This window comes from Shewanella profunda, from assembly GCF_023283765.1.
Taxonomy (GTDB): Bacteria; Pseudomonadota; Gammaproteobacteria; order Enterobacterales; family Shewanellaceae; genus Shewanella; species Shewanella profunda.
Genome location: NZ_JAKILG010000067.1, coordinates 1 through 17,602, shown reverse-complemented (window position 1 = coordinate 17,602; position 17,602 = coordinate 1). Strand labels below are relative to the sequence as shown.

The 17,602-nt window shown below is 45.1% G+C and carries 11 protein-coding genes and 2 tRNA genes; 6 read left to right on the top strand and 7 right to left on the bottom strand.

The window, feature by feature from the left end; translation table 11 throughout:
- Positions 1-777 precede the first annotated feature (777 nt).
- A complete protein-coding gene (locus tag L2744_RS20220) occupies positions 778-1,749 on the top strand; it encodes a DUF3187 family protein (RefSeq protein WP_248993572.1) in 972 nt (323 codons plus the stop codon).
- 235 nt (positions 1,750-1,984) lie between these two features.
- On the opposite strand, the gene bioD is transcribed toward L2744_RS20220, so the two are convergent.
- The 4 genes from bioD to bioB all read right to left on the bottom strand — a co-directional run bounded on the left by bioD (position 1,985) and on the right by bioB (position 5,989).
- A complete protein-coding gene (gene bioD / locus L2744_RS20215; RefSeq protein WP_248993571.1) occupies positions 1,985-2,731 on the bottom strand; it encodes a dethiobiotin synthase in 747 nt (248 codons plus the stop codon).
- A gap of 39 nt (positions 2,732-2,770) precedes the next feature.
- The gene (bioC, locus tag L2744_RS20210; protein WP_248993570.1) at positions 2,771-3,580 is read right to left on the bottom strand and encodes a malonyl-ACP O-methyltransferase BioC; all 810 of its coding nucleotides are present in this window, start codon (positions 3,578-3,580) and stop codon (positions 2,771-2,773) included.
- Between the two features lie 140 nt (positions 3,581-3,720).
- Entirely contained in the window at positions 3,721-4,932 is a 1,212-nt protein-coding gene (locus tag L2744_RS20205) for an aminotransferase class I/II-fold pyridoxal phosphate-dependent enzyme (protein ID WP_248993569.1), read from the bottom strand.
- A gap of 4 nt (positions 4,933-4,936) precedes the next feature.
- Positions 4,937-5,989, bottom strand: coding sequence for a biotin synthase BioB (gene bioB / locus L2744_RS20200; RefSeq protein WP_248993568.1), 1,053 nt, complete (start codon positions 5,987-5,989; stop codon positions 4,937-4,939).
- 121 nt (positions 5,990-6,110) lie between these two features.
- On the opposite strand from bioB, the gene bioA reads away from it, so the two are divergent.
- On the top strand, positions 6,111-7,451 hold the full coding sequence (gene bioA / locus L2744_RS20195) for an adenosylmethionine--8-amino-7-oxononanoate transaminase (protein ID WP_248993567.1): 1,341 nt from the start codon (positions 6,111-6,113) through the stop codon (positions 7,449-7,451).
- Positions 7,452-7,684: 233 nt separating this feature from the next.
- Positions 7,685-9,286 carry a methyl-accepting chemotaxis protein gene (locus L2744_RS20190; protein WP_248993566.1) on the top strand — a complete coding sequence of 534 codons (1,602 nt, stop codon included), beginning with the start codon at positions 7,685-7,687 and terminating at the stop codon, positions 9,284-9,286.
- A gap of 27 nt (positions 9,287-9,313) precedes the next feature.
- Here L2744_RS20190 and L2744_RS20185 read toward each other — a convergent pair whose 3' ends face one another.
- Positions 9,314-12,751, bottom strand: a complete 3,438-nt coding sequence (locus L2744_RS20185) for a hybrid sensor histidine kinase/response regulator (protein WP_248993565.1) — start codon at positions 12,749-12,751, stop codon at positions 9,314-9,316.
- Positions 12,752-12,925: 174 nt separating this feature from the next.
- On the opposite strand from L2744_RS20185, the gene acs reads away from it, so the two are divergent.
- The 3 genes from acs (at position 12,926) to L2744_RS20170 (ending at position 17,157) form a co-directional block, all read left to right on the top strand.
- Entirely contained in the window at positions 12,926-14,878 is a 1,953-nt protein-coding gene (gene acs / locus L2744_RS20180) for an acetate--CoA ligase (protein WP_248993564.1), read from the top strand.
- 203 nt (positions 14,879-15,081) lie between these two features.
- A complete protein-coding gene (radD, locus tag L2744_RS20175) occupies positions 15,082-16,854 on the top strand; it encodes a DNA repair helicase RadD (RefSeq protein WP_248993563.1) in 1,773 nt (590 codons plus the stop codon).
- Positions 16,855-16,896: 42 nt separating this feature from the next.
- Entirely contained in the window at positions 16,897-17,157 is a 261-nt protein-coding gene (locus L2744_RS20170) for a GrxA family glutaredoxin (RefSeq protein WP_248993562.1), read from the top strand.
- A gap of 200 nt (positions 17,158-17,357) precedes the next feature.
- On the opposite strand, the gene L2744_RS20165 is transcribed toward L2744_RS20170, so the two are convergent.
- A tRNA-Lys gene (locus L2744_RS20165) sits at positions 17,358-17,433 on the bottom strand.
- Positions 17,434-17,493: 60 nt separating this feature from the next.
- Positions 17,494-17,569: transfer RNA gene (locus tag L2744_RS20160), tRNA-Lys, on the bottom strand.
- Positions 17,570-17,602 lie beyond the last annotated feature (33 nt).

The window sequence follows — 17,602 nt, the reverse complement described above, 5'->3', positions numbered from 1 at the left end:
ATCCAAAATTGGAATTTGACGCTATCACAGCTCTCAATCCATTTTGAGGGGCGCTTAGAAAACCATATCGATCTGTGAAATTAACCTGACACAGAATTATGAACAGCCTCGTTCTAAGCTATAAGGTTTAGTCATATCATCACCCATGACATGACGAACACTGAAATGAAAAGCCAGCATCTGCTGGCTTTTTCATCAAAAGAAAACCTGCCAGCCAACTAATCTATTGAATCTAAAAGATAATACAATTAATAATAGGAATGGCTATATCACTAGCTAATGAGTAAATACATGTAAATGGTTATTTAGCACTAACAAAAACATGAATTCTCAGTTCCATAAATGCTCTCCTCAAAATGGGAACTTTCTCTACGCACTGCATTTACTCACCTTTAGTATAAAGGTACTATTGGACCATCTTCGCTTAATACGTGTATTTCATCTTGTGTCAATAAAAAATTTTCTAATTTTGAATCAACATGCTAGAGAATCCGCTATGAAGCTGCCACACCTTAGCATTGTCCACATTTTCAAATCTACAACATCACTAACATTATTATCTATACTATTTATACTCATCTGCCTACCATTTATAGCTAGACTCGTTTGGCTTGGATTAGTATTACTTTCCCATGTCATATTGTAATATTTAATTATATTTAACTTTTTAAAATTGTATATAAATCTAAAAAAGCCAATCAAATATTTCGATAATATATTAAATATCAATATCAGCATTATGTTATTAACACTTTTATAAATGGATATTTGTTAGTTATGTCACCTCTTTCTATTCGATTAATATTGCTTCTTTTTGTGGTATCAGCACCTAATGCATTCGCTACATACACCACATTTAGCGATTATGGACCATTGCGAGTTTATGCCCAATCACCAGCCCAAACTGCGAGTCTAACACCTTTATTGCGATCTGGTTTTGCATTAGCAAATGGACAAAAGGAATTATATATTTCAGCAACCGCAGCAAGCGTTTGGGCTGAAACTGATGACTACTTCGCCGACTATTATCACAACACCCTTAGCGCTGGCTTGCAATGGCAGTTCAGTGACAACTGGATGCTCGATGCAAATTATCAATGGCGTTTTAGCGCTGATAACCACCTCGATTCTGTCACTGTCTGGTTCCACGATGCCCTCGGCTATAGCCAAAATGGTAGAGGAGATACAGCGAAACACCAAAACCAGATATTTTCCAGTGATGGCATTCATCAAACCGAGTTTTCTGGTGAAACATTAAATAATGCATTTAACCTTTATCTGGGGTATCAACTATTTCAAAATGCATCTCACGGCCTCTCTATTGGCGGTAGTTTATATTATAACACTGTAGATTCAGGCCCTTTCGCAAATAACAACTTCGAACAGGCATTACAGCTTAATTACAGCTATCGCCATAATAGACATCACTTTCATTCAACCCTTGGCATTAGTTTTAGGCAAGATGAAGAGGTATTAACGGATATTTCCTATAACGATTATGCCTTGATGTATGGATTAAGCTATGAGTATCAAGTAGAACGTCATGGTTTGTTGATTGAAGTTCATCATTATCAGGGTGTACTCGAAACAGATAATGATTTTTCAAAATCATCCAATGAAGTGTTACTTGGTTATCGATATTATCTAGATAATAGCGCAGTTGAATTTACTATTATTGAAAATTTTCTCAACATGGATAACAGTACAGATATTGCATTTACTCTTGGCTATAGAGCTAAGTTGGAATAATTAAGCATAATGACAACAATTATTAAACCCTAATCAACTCTGTATTTAAATCAATTCTAAATAATACTATTATTTTATCGACCTTGAGCATCATCCCTAAAGTAAGTGCTCCTCATTATGCGACAACCTTCCACAGTAAACCGATCTCAATAAGTATTTTAAAATGAGTCCCTTCGCGCCATAGACCACGGATTGGGTTATGCGAGTCTGCATTTGATATTGGCTTAGGTGTCTACTATTCGCAACAGCGATTTAGGAATAGTTGCTCCAATAGTTCACAATGTAAAAAATTCGCGGCATTGTCAGCCGTAGGTTCCTCGAGAAAAGGCACACTCCCAAGGAAAGGTGATGACATCATCTCTTTAAGGCTCGCCAAATTTTCCTCAAGCATACTCATGTTTGGATCAACGCAATTGGCTACCCAGCCCGCAATCTTAAGTCCATCGGCCAGTATCGCCTCTTGGGTAAGCAGCGCGTGATTCAAGCAGCCCAGTTTCATGCCTACCACAAGGATCACTGGCAATTCTAATCTCTGTACTACTTCCGATAAATACCTACCCTCGCCTAAGGGTAAACGCCAACCACCCGCCCCCTCAATCAAGCAAAAATCCGCTTGGGCAAATGCCGCTAGATCTAAACTTTCGATAATAACCTCAGGCGCTAAACTCACGCCCACTTGGGCGGCAGCAATATGCGGCGCAATGGCAGGTTCGAAGGTAAAAGGGTTGATGACGGGATAAGCGAGTTTTAGCGACGATGATGTCATCAACTGCAACGCATCGGCATTACGTAAGCCTTCTGAGGTTTGCGCACAGCCCGAGGCGATGGGCTTAACGCCTAACGTAGACATAGTGTTAGATGCAAGAATACTCACAGCTGAGTCAGCATGGGCTATGTTACCTAAACGATTTACAGCGGTTAATAGCGCCGATGAAACCAAAGTTTTACCACTGTCTGTATCTGTACCGGTGACAAAAAACATATTTAATCCTTTATTGAACTACGCACTTATCCGGTTTGTTTAAACTAATCGACGCGCACGAATTTGCGCAATTTGATAGGTTAAAGGTAAGCCCTGAGATTGGCGCAAGGTTTCGGCACGTAAAGCTAGCGCTTGCCAATCTTTGCGACCGCGAAGCCTAAATATTTCATCATGTCGCAATGCGCTAAAACTGTGGGATTGAACGGAAGCTCCAACGCCTTTAATGGAATAAAGCAGTGCTTTGAGGGTATCAAAGTGCACTGTCATTGGCACTAACTTAAGCTCAAGTAGCTGCCATTGTTCAAGATAAAAGGCACTGATTAACTCATCCATGGGAGAAAATACATTAACTCGTAAGCCTAAGGCTGACAATTGCTTTAGACTACCGTCGGCAACAATCGCTAAATGGCACTCACCACTTGGCTTTAACACCCGTGCCATTTCGGCAACCACAGCCGGAAAATCTGCGCACCATTGCAACGCAAGATTCGAATAGATGCTATCCATAGTGCCATCACCAAAGGGTAATTGCGCCGCATCGGCACAAACACTTTGGTAATGAGGATAAGTCTGTTTGAGTTTGTGTAGCATCCCCAGAGCAATATCTAGCGCAAATACCTTAGGCATAGTGATCGCCGTTTGTGGGGTTTCAAACCGAGTTCCTGGTCCCGCACCAATATCTAAAAGATTGCCTTTAGCAATAAAGCCTGCCAGTAAACTCGCAGCACTCAGGCGCTGTAACTTGTTATGATCTTGATAGCTATGGGCGGCAGCAGAAAAACGCTCGGCAATAGACGGAGCTTGGATATCCCCTGTAGATTTAAGTTCACTCGACTCGATTAGGCCCATAATAACTCACATTCTGCGTTTACCACCGGCATTCACTCTCGATATTCATATTGGTGTACTTATCAGAGTAGACCCGAAAAATAGGCTTTCGTCATAAACGACAACGAACCCGCATAAAAGATAACATCGCTCAAACGAGATTACTCTAGGCGTTCACGCTCGCTGACCGAAGGCAGATGAGCATCACCCAGCACTTGAGCAAGTGCATTGACACAATAGGCAATATCACTGGCATTGTGGGATGCGCTTAAGGTAATACGCAGCCGCGCCGATCCGACAGGCACAGTGGGTGGACGAATTGCTCCCACCCAGATCCCCATCGCCTTTAGTGCAGCAGCAATCCTTAAGGTTTGCTGGGTATCGCCGATGATCACTGGCTGAATGGCGGTATCTGAACCGAGTAACGGCACCTTGGCCTCAAGGCATAACTGTTTAAATAATTGAATATTTTCAAGAAGCTTTAGCCGCAGTTCAGGGTGTGCAACACAGTGCTCAGTTGCGGCCAATGCCAGCGCTGCATTTACGGGCGAAAGTGCCGTGGAATAAATATATTCACGGGCATTACTCACCAAAAAATCGATCAAGGATTGGCTGCCTAGAATGGCTGCGCCCTGACAACCTAAGGCCTTACCAAAAGTCACCACTTGCACATCCATAAGTTCGGCGGCTTTGCCACCATCAAACCCGGGCAGTACACCAAAACCATGGGCATCATCGACTATCAACCAAGCATTATGCTGACGGCAGAGTGCCGATAATGCGGCGATAGGTGCACAATCCCCATCCATACTAAATACGCTTTCAGTGATAAGCGCCGATATTGAGTTACGGCTAAGAAGCCGCTGCGCGCTCTCAAGGGAATTATGTAAGAAACGCTTAAGGTCGGTGCCACTATCACGCAAACCATCAATAATAGAGGCATGCACAAGCTTATCGGCAACAACCACATCCTGCTTATCAAACAGGGTTTTCATTAAGGCAGTATTCGCACTAAAGCCTGAACTAAAGAGCAACGCCGCTTGGTGGCCTGTAAGTTCACCAAGCCTTTGCTCAAGGGCAAAATGCGCCTCACTGTAACCTGTCACTAGTGGTGATGCGCCGCTGCCTACCCCATATTGCAGTGCAGCAGTATGTAGCGCCTCAATCAACGCGGGGTTACGGGATAAGCCTAAATAATCGTTGCTGCTGAAATTAAGATAACTACACCCCTCGAATAAAAATCGAGGACTTAAGTCCACTATGCGATCCGTGCATAAAGTATCCGTGCATAAGGCTTTGCGTTGTCTCAGCAGTCCTTGCTCAAACAAGGCCCTTTGACGGGCAGCAATTTTAGCTTCGAGCGAAGAGCTCATTTAATTACAGCGCCGCAGCATCATAGAACTGCGCCGTTGATTTATCTTGATGGGCAGCCGCTTTTGCAAGCACAGCCTGTTCATCATCAAGGGTTGCAACCGCGCCTTGCTCAGGACGTAATCCTAAACGACGGAATAAACCCATATCATCGCTTTCTTCTGGATTAGGTGTGGTTAACAACTTACAACCGTAAAAGATGGAGTTAGCGCCGGCAAAGAAGCACATGGCCTGCAGCTCATCACTCATATTTTCCCGGCCCGCAGATAAACGCACACGAGAAAGCGGCATTAAGATACGCGCTACAGCAATAGTACGTACGAATTCTAATGGATCGAGATCATCCAGTTTTTCAAAGGGCGTACCCGCCACTTTGACTAACATATTGATGGGCACAGAATCAGGATGCTGCGGCAAATTTGCTAATTGCTGCAATAATCCGGCGCGATCAGTCGCCGTTTCACCCATACCTACAATCCCGCCAGAGCAGACTTTCATGCCAGATGCGCGCACATGGGTTAGCGTATCTAAACGGTTTTGATAGGTGCGAGTCGTGATCACATCGCCATAGTATTCAGGCGAAGTATCTAAATTGTGATTGTAATAGTCTAACCCCGCGCCCGCTAACTCATCAGCTTGTTCAGCGGATAACATACCAAGCGTCATACAGGTTTCCATGCCTAAGGCTTTGACCTCTTGCACCATTTGCTTAAGGTACGGCATGTCTTTTTCTTTGGGATTACGCCAAGCGGCGCCCATGCAGAAACGGGAAGCGCCAGCGGCTTTTGCACTGCGGGCCTCCGTCAGTACTGTTTCCATCGCAAGTAGTCGTTCTTTCTCAAGACCAGTATCATAACGCGCACTTTGTGGGCAGTACTTACAATCTTCAGGGCAAGCGCCCGTTTTAATCGATAGCAAACGGCTGATTTGCACTTCATTGGGATCGTATACCTCACGGTGAATACTGTGGGCTTTAAATAATAAGTCATTCATCGGCAGCGCAAATAAGGCTTCGATTTCTTCCCGCTTCCAATCATGACGAACTTGCAACTGCGACATTAAACACCCTTTTATGCTGTATTTTATCTTGGCTAGGATAACCTCAGCCCTTAAACTGTCAACGCCAACCAGTGAGGCAGGTTTACTATTGGCGATTTTACCACCAACACTGTGAGCTATTATGCGTAATTTACTCGATTTTGACTTTGACAGTGCCCATATTTGGCATCCTTACACTTCCATGACCCGCTCCCTTCCTGTTTTTGGCGTGCATAGTGCTAAAGGCTGCGAGTTAGAATTAGTCGATGGCCGTAAACTTATCGATGGTACAAGTTCATGGTGGGCATGCGTCCACGGTTATGCCCATCCAGAAATATTGAGTGCAATGGAAAAGCAGTTACATCAACTAAGCCATGTGATGTTTGGCGGCATTACCCACAAACCCGCCATTGAGCTTTGTAAAAAGCTCATTACCATGACCTGTGAGCCGCTAACAAAAGTCTTTTTATGCGACTCAGGCTCCATTGCGGTCGAAGTTGCCATCAAGATGGCACTGCAATATTGGCAAGGTCAGGATAAACCTCAGAAGCAACGCATTCTTACTGTTAAAAAGGGTTACCACGGCGATACCTTTGGCGCCATGAGTGTGTGCGATCCCGAGGGTGGCATGCATACCATGTTTGGCGATACGGTAACTAAGCAATCTTTTGTGCCCGCGCCACAAACCGCCTTTGGCAAAACTTTACAAGCGGATGACTTAACCGCAATGCGTAACACCTTAAGTACGCACCATAATGATATTGCTGCAGTGATTATCGAGCCCATCATGCAAGGCGCTGGCGGTATGCGTTTCTACAGTGCAGAGTATTTAACAGGCCTTCGTGCCCTGTGTGATAAGTTCAACGTACTGTTGATTTTGGATGAAATTGCCACTGGCTTTGGCCGCACAGGTAAACTATTTGCCTACGAACACGCCAACATCACACCCGATATCTTATGTTTAGGTAAAGCATTAACGGGGGGGTATATCAGCCTAGCTGCAACCCTATGTACAGATGAAGTAGCTCACGGGATAAGCCAATCCCCCGCTGGCGTATTTATGCATGGTCCCACCTTTATGGGAAATCCACTCGCCTGCGCGGCAGCCTGTGCAAGCCTTGATCTAATCAATCGTAATGAATGGCAGAGTCAGGTCGCAGCAATTGAACAACAAATGCGTACAGAGCTTAAGGATGCTATTGAAATTCCTAGTGTTAAAGAGGTACGTATCCTTGGTGCCATTGGGGTGTTGGAAATGCATGAGCCTGTCAATACTGCAGCACTGCAACAGCAATTTGTCGATTTAGGGGTTTGGATCCGCCCTTTCTCACACCTGATTTATATTATGCCCCCTTATGTCATTAGCGCGATGCAATTAAGCCAACTCACCCAGGCAATGAAGCAAGTTGCAGCAACAATTGCGCCACAAAGCAAGCCCCAAAATATCTCAAATAAAAGCAAACAATTGATCAGCCATGGTTAATCCCTAAATAACGATAACCTTATTGGCTATGTGAAAGGTTGCAATTGCAACCTTGCTCACACTTGTGACTAATAGACTGACGTTTGCGGTGTTTATTTTGCTCGTTAACTGGAAAATTTGGTAAATATGGCAATGCTTATATCGCTCACTTTAAGTTGCCCTTTCCCTGATATTTCCTGTAACTACAAAAGCTGAGGAATAGCTTAGCCGCGATAAAAAGACAAGGAGATCACATGTTAAAACTTGCTAACATCAGCATTAACCGAAAACTCGCCCTCCCATTATTTGTAGCCCTTACTGGCACCTTAATCTTACTGCTCCTTTCAGCCTCAGCACTTAAACACAATCTGATGGCGGAAAGAGAGGCACGACTTAATGCCGTATTAACCTTGGCAATGAGCCGTATTCAAGCCCTAGCGCAATCACTTCCGATGGAGCAAGCTCAGCAAGCTGCGAAGGAGATGTTGAACGATATGCGCTTTGATGGAGAAAACTATATTTTTGTCCTTGATGAGTCACGGCGCGTCGTTGTCCACCCCATAAGAAAAGAACTGGCTGGACAACAGATGGGGGATCAGGGCAAGGAAAATTACTGGTTTAAAATGGTAGAACTCGGCCGAGATGGGCAGCATGGCGTATTACAGTACCAATGGGTGACCGCATCAGGGGATGCTGCACAAAAAATGTCACTCGTTATAGGATTTAAACCTTGGGGGTGGATTTTAGGCTCTGGAATGTTACTCCAAGATATCGAAGACACTATTTGGCGAGAATATCTCATCATGGGAAGTACCACCTTTGTACTTATCCTATTTATGGCTTGGCTAGGTTATGTGATTAGCCATTCCATCATTCGTTCAGTCGACGATGTAAACCAAGCGATGCAAGGTATTGCCCAAGGGGATTTAACCATACAGCTAAAAATTTATGGGACAGATGAACTCAGTAACCTATCCCAGAATATAAACCGAAGCATGGGCGCGATCCGCAGTGCTCTTGGTGAGGCAAGCAAAGGTGCTGATAATGTCGCACAGGCTTCAGCTCGGATCGCCTCAACCGCAGAAGAAACCAACCAAGCTGTCAATAGTCAACGGGATCAACTCGCTCAACTAGCGACCGCAATGAATGAAATGAGTGCCACTATTGCCGATGTGGCCAATAATGCTGAAAGCACGGCAAAAGATACCAAACAGGCCACTTGGGAGGCGGGACTTGGCAATAAAGATGTCCATGCAAGTGTTGATGGCATTCATGCCCTTGCTACTGAGGTTGAACAAGCAACCACCCAAGTGAATAAATTAAAAGAAGAAATCATGCAGATAAGTGAAGTCACCTCGGTGATCAGCTCCATTTCGGATCAAACAAACTTACTTGCATTAAATGCCGCGATTGAAGCCGCCCGCGCTGGTGAGCAAGGTCGAGGATTTGCGGTTGTTGCAGATGAAGTCAGGCAACTCGCAAGTCGCACAAGGCAATCAACTGAAGAAATTCAAGACACGATTTCACGACTGCAACAACGGGCCGTCAATGCAGCCAATGCCATGGATCAAAGTCGAGAGCTCGCAGAAAAAAGCGTCGAACAATCTACAAAAGCAGGAAATGATTTATCCTTAATTGTCACCCATATCAAACATGTTAGTGATATGGCAACCCAAATAGCCACAGCCGCCGAAGAGCAAAGTGTGGTCGCGGAGGATATGAATCGGAATGTATGCGGTATCAATAATTCTGCCTTGGAGGTCTCCGAATCGGCCACCTATCTTGCGCAAGAAAGTGAGACGTTAGCGGAACTATCACTGAATTTAAACAGCAAATTGGCAGTATTTAAGATTTAACAATAGTCTGTCATAAACATAACGCCATCAAACAGATTTCACAAGGCTTGAAATCAAGGCTCGCAGTGCCGCAGGCTTAATCATTTTCGCCATATAGTGATAACCGCGGCGCTGTACATCTTCAACCAGCTCCTTACGGGTGTTAGCCGTGATCAAAATACCGGGTAAATCTTGCCCATACAAGGCACGAATACCGTCCATCGCATCGACGCCATTTTGCCCGTCATCCAAATGAAAATCCGCTAAGACTATATCTGGGGCAATGCCTTTCAGACCAAGCTTAATTCTGGCATCCGATAAATCCTTGGCGCAGATAACTTCGCACTGCCAACGGCTCAATAGACTTTCTAAACCCGCTAAAATGGCCTCCTCATTATCGATACATAAAACTTTAATACCGGATAAGGGTTGTAATAATGATGGCAAAGCTTTGACCTGTGGCTGGCGCACGGTTTCACCTAAAGGCACTCTAATCGAAAACACTGAGCCTCGGCCTAGTTGTGATGACACATAAATACTGTGCTCTAGCACTTTACTGATCCTATCTGCAATCGCTAACCCTAAACCTAAGCCACTAACACTGTTACTTTTAGGGTTATTTAACCGTTTAAACTCCTTAAAAATCTCTTGGGTTTCACGTTCATCGATTCCGCAACCTGTATCTAATACTTGAATTTCAAGCTCGCGACCACGGTGACGGCAACCAAAAAGTACCCGACCACCACGGGCATAGCGATAAGCATTGGTTAAAAAGTTTTGCAGCACTCGCCTAAGGAGTGATGGATCGGAGTTCACTGTGGCGCTACAAGGCAACATCTTAAAGCGGATCTGATTATCCCCCGCCATAGCCTCAAATTCGACGGACAAACCATTAAGCAGCTCAGATATCGCAAAGTCACGACGGTTTACATCCACCATCCCCGAATCGAGCTTAGAGATATCTAACAAATCGGTGAGCAGTTCGCCGGCAATTTTCAGCGAACTATTAACATGGGATAAAGTAGTGCGCGCCTCTCGGTCTAAGTTTGGATATTGGGATAAAGATGCGGTAAATAATCGCGCCGCATTTAAGGGTTGCATCAAGTCGTGACCAACTGCGGCCAGAAAACGGCTCTTAGACGCATTCGCCATTTCTTCTTGGGCTTTAGCTTCTAGCAATTCGCTGTTTAACATTGCAAGCTCAAAGGTGCGCTCTTTAACTCTGCTCTCAAGGGTTTCGTTGGCTTCGAGTAAAGCACGCTCCTGCTTACGGTATTGAGTAATATCGGTAAAGGTCATGACAAACCCGCCATCTGGCATGGGATTCCCTTGAATTTTAATGACCTTTCCGTCTTTACGATATCGCTCTGAGGTATGCGGAGTGCCATTACGCATGTGTTGTACCCGCTTTTCAACCTGTAATTCAATATCCCCTTGCCCACAATAGCCCCGTGCAGCGTTAAAGCGGATCACTTCGCTGATGGGCATTCCCTGCTGTAAAAAACCTTCTGGATATTGATAAAGCTCTACATATTTATAATTCCAAGCCACGAGGTTAAGATCGCTATCAATAACACTCATCCCCTCATAGGCATGCTCAATCGCACCGCGCAACATATCTTGGCTGAGCATAATTTTTGATGACGCTTCATCGACAAGACTAAACACTTCATCCAGAGCGAGATCGCGACCTTGCAGCACAGAATCCATCACCAGAGACGCACTTGATGCACCCAGTACGCTGGCAAGTAAACGCTCAGTGTGGGAAATAAGCGCAGGAGGTGCAGCCTTATGCCAACTATCACTTTTAACAGCATCACTAGAGAAACGAGTAAAACTCTCATAGGCACGGGTTGGACTAACAAAGCGACTAGCAAGGATCAATAAATCCTGCTGTGAAATTGGCCCATTTTTTTTATTGGCATTATTTTTTAGCTTACCAGGGCTCACAAAAGCACTGGCTTGGATCCGTTCTGCAACCCCTGCTCTAAACCAAATAGAACCAAGCACATAGCAGGCAATATTGGCGAATAATGCCGTTAACGCATCACGTACATTAGGCTTAATCGCATTAGTCAGCTCCAAATGGTTTGAGGCCAGTGCTCCAGCACTTTGAGTATCCGTAATACCTTGGAGCATAAGATAAAACCATAGGATAAAACCCACTCCTAACCCTAAAAAAACCCCAGCACGATTACCATGTTTCCAATAAAGCCCCCCCACTAGGGCTGGCGCTAGCTGGGCAAAAGCACCAAAGGACAACATACCTAAGTGAGATAGAGAGTCACTGTCTGCCAGCGCCAAGTAACTGCAGTAGCCCAAACCAAGGATGATGATGATGGCTAACCGACGCACATTGAGCAGCATTTGGGAAAATTGGCTGAAATTTTTCTCACGAATATGCCCAGCGCGTAGCATTACGGGCACTAGCCATTCATTACTGACCATGACGCTGATGGTTACCACAGCCACTATTACCATTCCTGTAGCCGCAGATAAAGTGCCTAGCAGTGCAATCACGGCAAGCAGCGGTTGATCTAAAGCGAGCGGCAAATTGATCACATAGGTATCGGCGGCAACCGAATCCCCTAAGATCAATTGACCAGCGAGGGCCAGTGGCCCAACAAATAAGCCGAATAAGGCTAAGTACAAGGGAAATAACCAACGCCCCTTTGATAAAACGGACTCATCGGCACATTCAACGACCATGACATGGAACTGCCTTGGCATACACAGGAATGCAGCCATGCCCACTAATAGCTCAGGCATTAAAGCTTCAATACGCGGATTGGGGTTATTGATTAATGACTTGGCACTTGCCTGCTGCCAGATATCACCAAAACCATCGAACACCCCAAAGCTAATGACAATCCCAACTAACAGAAAAGCCGCAAGTTTAACGAGAGACTCAAAGGCTATCGCCAACATCATGCCGGGATTATGTTCAGTTGCATCGAGTTTTCGGGTACCAAATAAAATGGCAAAAATGGCAAGTAATGCGGTGATCAATAACGAAATGATCACACCATCAAGGGGATCGTCAGCAGGCTGAAATAAATTCAGGCTAAAAACCATGGCCTTAAGTTGTAAGGCTATATAAGGCATGATGCCAAACAGTGCAATCAAGGTAACTAAGGCTGCAAGGGTTTGGGATTTTCCATAACGTGCGGCAATAAAATCAGCAACAGAGGTAATATTTTGTGCCTTAGACACTAATACCATTTTGCGCAGCATGCCAAAACCCAGAGTAAAGATCAGGATCGGGCCGATAAAAATGGGTAAAAAAGACCAAAGATCCTTAGCTGATTGCCCAACAGTCCCCAAAAAACTCCATGACGAGCAATAAACGGCAAGGCTAAGACCATAAATCACAACCTGCAACTTTTTAGTCACACCGCTAAACCAACGCTCCGCTCCCCAAGCTAACAGGAATAAAAGTGATACATAACAAACAGCAATGACGGAAACGACTAAGGTTAAATTCATACTTTGCTCTTTTTTCCCATTATTGTGCGATAAATAATGGCTGAAATCTAGCCAGATTTTAGAGTGCAACAGACTAAATATAAAGGAAATTTTAAAACTAGACCAAGGTCTAATGGAGTTGCCGCCCCCTTGCATACCATACTCAGACCACGCAATTTTTTAAAGGGAAGCCCTATGAGCTCGCAGTCTCTCTACAAAGTCTCCGGCAATATCGCTGCCAATGCACTTGTAAATAACGAACAATATAAAAAAATGTACCAAGAGTCGATTGTCAACCCAGAGGGTTTCTGGAGAGAGCACGGCAAACGTATTGATTGGATAAAACCCTATACTAAAATCAAAAAAACCTCTTTTGACGATCATAATCTGTCAATCAACTGGTTCTATGACGGCACACTAAACGCATCAGCCAACTGTCTTGATCGCCACCTTAGTGAACACAGTGACCGTGTTGCCATTATATGGGAAGGTGATAACGCCAATGAACAGCGTAAAATTACCTATGGCGAGCTGTACACTCAAGTGTGTAAATTTGCCAACGCGCTTCGCAGTCAAGGCGTGCGCCGTGGTGACATAGTCACAATTTATATGCCAATGGTGCCAGAAGCCGCCGTTGCAATGCTTGCCTGTGCCCGAATTGGTGCTGTTCACTCTGTGGTATTTGGTGGTTTCTCACCGGATTCAATTGCCTCTCGCGTTATTGATGGCAAATCAAAAGTGGTGATCACCTCTGATGAGGGGATGCGTGGCGGACGGGCTATTCCGCTTAAACGCAATATCGATGATGCCCTTAAGCATCCCGATGTGACTAGCGTAGAAAAAGTCATTGTACTTAAACGCACTGGCGGCAAAGTCGACTGGGTTGAAGGCCGTGACGTTTGGTGGCATACATTACTCGAGACCGCATCAGAGTATTGCCAAGCAGAGGAAATGGGCGCCGAAGACCCGCTCTTTTTACTCTACACTTCAGGCTCTACCGGTAACCCTAAAGGTGTTTTGCATACCACTGGGGGTTATATGGTGTACGCCTCAATGACCCATGAATATGTCTTTGATTATAAAGCTGGGGAAGTTTACTGGTGTACGGCTGACGTAGGTTGGATCACGGGTCACTCATATATGGTATATGGCCCGCTCGCCAATGGTGCCACAGTGCTTATCCATGAAGGCGTCCCCAATCATCCAAGCCCTGCTCGCCTTGGTGAAATGATTGACCGTCATAAGGTCAATATCCTTTACACCGCACCGACGTTGATCCGTGCATTAATGGCCGAAGGCAAACAGCATTTTGATAAGTTCGATGGCAGCACACTACGGATCATGGGCTCAGTTGGCGAACCTATCAACCCAGAAGCATGGCGTTGGTATCACGAGGTCATTGGCCACGAGCATTGCCCAATCGTCGACACTTGGTGGCAAACCGAAACTGGCGGTATTTTAATCACGCCACTCCCCGGTGCAACTGACACTAAACCAGGTTCAGCAACCCGCCCATTTTTTGGTGTTCAGCCCGCCCTAGTAGACAATATGGGTAACATTTTAGAGGGTGCACTTGAAGGTAACTTAGTATTACTCGACTCATGGCCAGGCCAAATGCGCACAGTATTTGGCGACCATGACAGATTTGTATTAACCTACTTTAAAACCTTTCGCGGCATGTATTTCACCGGTGATGGTGCCCGCCGCGATGAAGACGGTTACTACTGGATCACGGGGCGTGTTGACGATGTCATTAACGTCTCTGGCCACCGTTTAGGGACCGCAGAAGTGGAAAGTGCATTAGTATCGCACGAGCTCGTTGCTGAAGCGGCAGTTGTTGGCTATCCACATGATATTAAAGGACAAGGTATTTATGCTTATGTCACCTTGACCCGTGGTACCGAAGAAACCGAAGAGCTACGCCAAGAACTGCGTCAATGGGTGCGTAAAGAAATTGGCGCATTAGCGACACCGGACCTGATCCAATGGGCAACCGGATTACCTAAAACCCGTTCAGGTAAAATTATGCGCCGCTTCCTGCGTAAGATTGCCGCCAACGAAGTGACCAATTTAGGTGATGCGTCAACGTTGGCCGATCCTGCGGTTATCGAAACCTTGATTGAAACCCGTTTAAATCGTACAGAGTAAACCTATACACACGCGCTTAATCTACATTGGCGTAGATTAAGCGCAATCTATTTAACTTGTCGCCTTTAGTAAGATTAAACCCTGTTGAGAAAGAGCCCGATTGCCCCTTTCTCTTGCTTGCCCCTCCAACCAAGGGGCATTTTTTTTAATGAGTGTGTTAAGCTTGCCACTTCACCTTTTTCAGCATAGATTTGTTCATCAGCGTGTCAGTTAAACTCCGTGACTACCAACAGCAAGCAGTCAATGCCGCCATTCAACATTTTAGGCAAAGCACAGCTTCAGCAGTACTCGTCTTGCCCACTGGCGCAGGTAAAAGTATCGTTATCGCCGAACTGGCGCGAGTTGCTAAAGGGCGAGTGCTAGTACTTACCCATGTCAAAGAGTTAGTTGCGCAAAATGCCGAAAAAGTCGGTTTACTCACGGCAGAGGCCAGTATCTATGCTGCAGGACTTAATCAAAAAGCCGCCGATGGCAAAACCGTGGTCGCCAGTATTCAATCGGCTGCAAGGGCATTAACGCAATTTGATCAGCCCTTCTCGTTAGTCATCATAGATGAGTGCCACAGGGTAAGCCTCGAGAAAACCAGCCAGTATCAGCAAGTGCTCACGCATTTACGCCAACAAAATCCACAACTACGCTTGCTGGGTCTCACCGCTACGCCATATCGTCTTGGCACCGGTTGGATTTATAAGCAGCATTATCACGGTAAAATCGGCTCGCCCGAACACGGCGTATTCGAACATTGTGTTTTTGAACTGCCGATCAGACCGCTGATCAAACAAGGTTATCTGACAGCGCCAACACTGTTCGATGGTCTCAGCGCTCAATACGACTTTAGCCAACTCAAACCCAATGACAGTGGCGAATACCCCGAAGCCAAAGTCAATGACTTACTTAATCATTATGGCCGCGCAACCACAGCGATAGTCAAACAGCTTATCGAGCTGAGTGACCACAGAAAAGGCATTATTATCTTTGCTGCGACAGTGCGCCATGCTAAAGAAATTTTTGCCCTGTTGAGCAAAGAGCACCGCGCACAGAGCGCTATGATCACCGCGCAAACGCCGGATAATGAGCGTGACAGCTTAATCGAACGCTTTAAAGCCCAAGAGCTCAAGTTTTTGGTAAACGTCGCAGTCTTGACCACAGGCTTCGATGCACCCCATGTGGATTTGATTGCCATTTTGCGCCCTACCGCCTCAGTCAGTCTGTTTCAACAAATGATCGGCCGTGGATTGCGAATCGCTGAAGGCAAAAAAGATTGTCTTATCATCGATTATGCTGCTAACGGTTATGACTTGTATTTTCCCGAAGTCGGCCAAGTCAAACCCAACAGTAAATCGGTACCAGTACAAGTGCATTGCCCAGTGTGCGATTTTGCCAATATTTTCTGGGGACTCACGGACGACGATGGCCACATCATCGAACATTTTGGTCGCCGCTGTCAGGGCATTGTCGAACAGCAAGGTATAAAGCAGCAATGCGACTTTCGCTTTAGATCTAAATCTTGCCCCGATTGCGGCGAAGAGAACGATATCGCGGCGCGCATTTGTCATCACTGCCAATCTACTCTCATCGATCCCGATAAACGCCTACGCCAAGTGCTCAATAAACAGCACCATCATTTATTTCGCTGCCAACATATGATGCTTATTGATGATGACGGCAATCTTAAGGTCCTGTATCTCGATATCGACGGCAATGAATTTAATCGCCACTTTAAATTGCAAACTCCGGCCCAGTGGCGAGCCTTATATGCGTTATTCATCTTTCCCCATAGCCGTACGCCGGGGTTAAAACCGAAAAAGTACACTAAAGTGGCAGAGTTAATCAGTGATGCAGATAAATTCCGCATGCCCGATCTCTTACTACTAAAGAAGCATAAAAAAGGCTGGGATCTACTCGAAAGCTATTTTGATTATCAAGGCCGCTATCAAACTGAAAATAAACTGGGCTCAGATTATCAATTCACTTAGGCCTATGGTATAAAACGACTAAAGTAATCCTAAGGAGCTATTATGTTCGTTGTTATTTTTGGCCGTCCAGGCTGCCCTTATTGCGTTCGTGCGGTGCAATTATCTGAGCAACTCGTTGAAAAACGTGATGACTTCAAGTTCAGATATATCGATATCCACGCTGAAGGCATTTCTAAGGCAGATTTAGAGAAAACTGTAGGCAAGCCAGTTGAAACCGTACCGCAAATCTTCGTTGATGAGAAACATGTAGGTGGTTGCACAGACTTTGAACAATATGTTCGCGATAATAATCTGCTAGATTAAACTGAACATGTAGTTGATTAACTTAATACTAAAGGAGACCTAAGGTCTCCTTTTTCGTTTTTAACGCACACATTACAGGAGCAATATCAAATCAAATAGTATCTTATCAATATACTGTAGGCGAATGAAGCTAATGGAAAGTGACTAAACTCATTGCTTGTATTTAAGGAGTAGTTTTATAAATCAGAGGGAATAATCAATGGTGGGTCGTGAAGGATTCGAACCTTCGACCAATTGGTTAAAAGCCAACTGCTCTACCGACTGAGCTAACGACCCGTTGAGGTACTGCGATGATTTGAGAGTACACTCATCTAACAGGCAAAACTGTTGATTGAGTGGTGGGTCGTGAAGGATTCGAACCTTCGACCAATTGGTTAAAAGCCAACTGCTCTACCGACTGAGCTAACGACCCATCTATGTCTATTAAAACCTTTACGCTGATTTA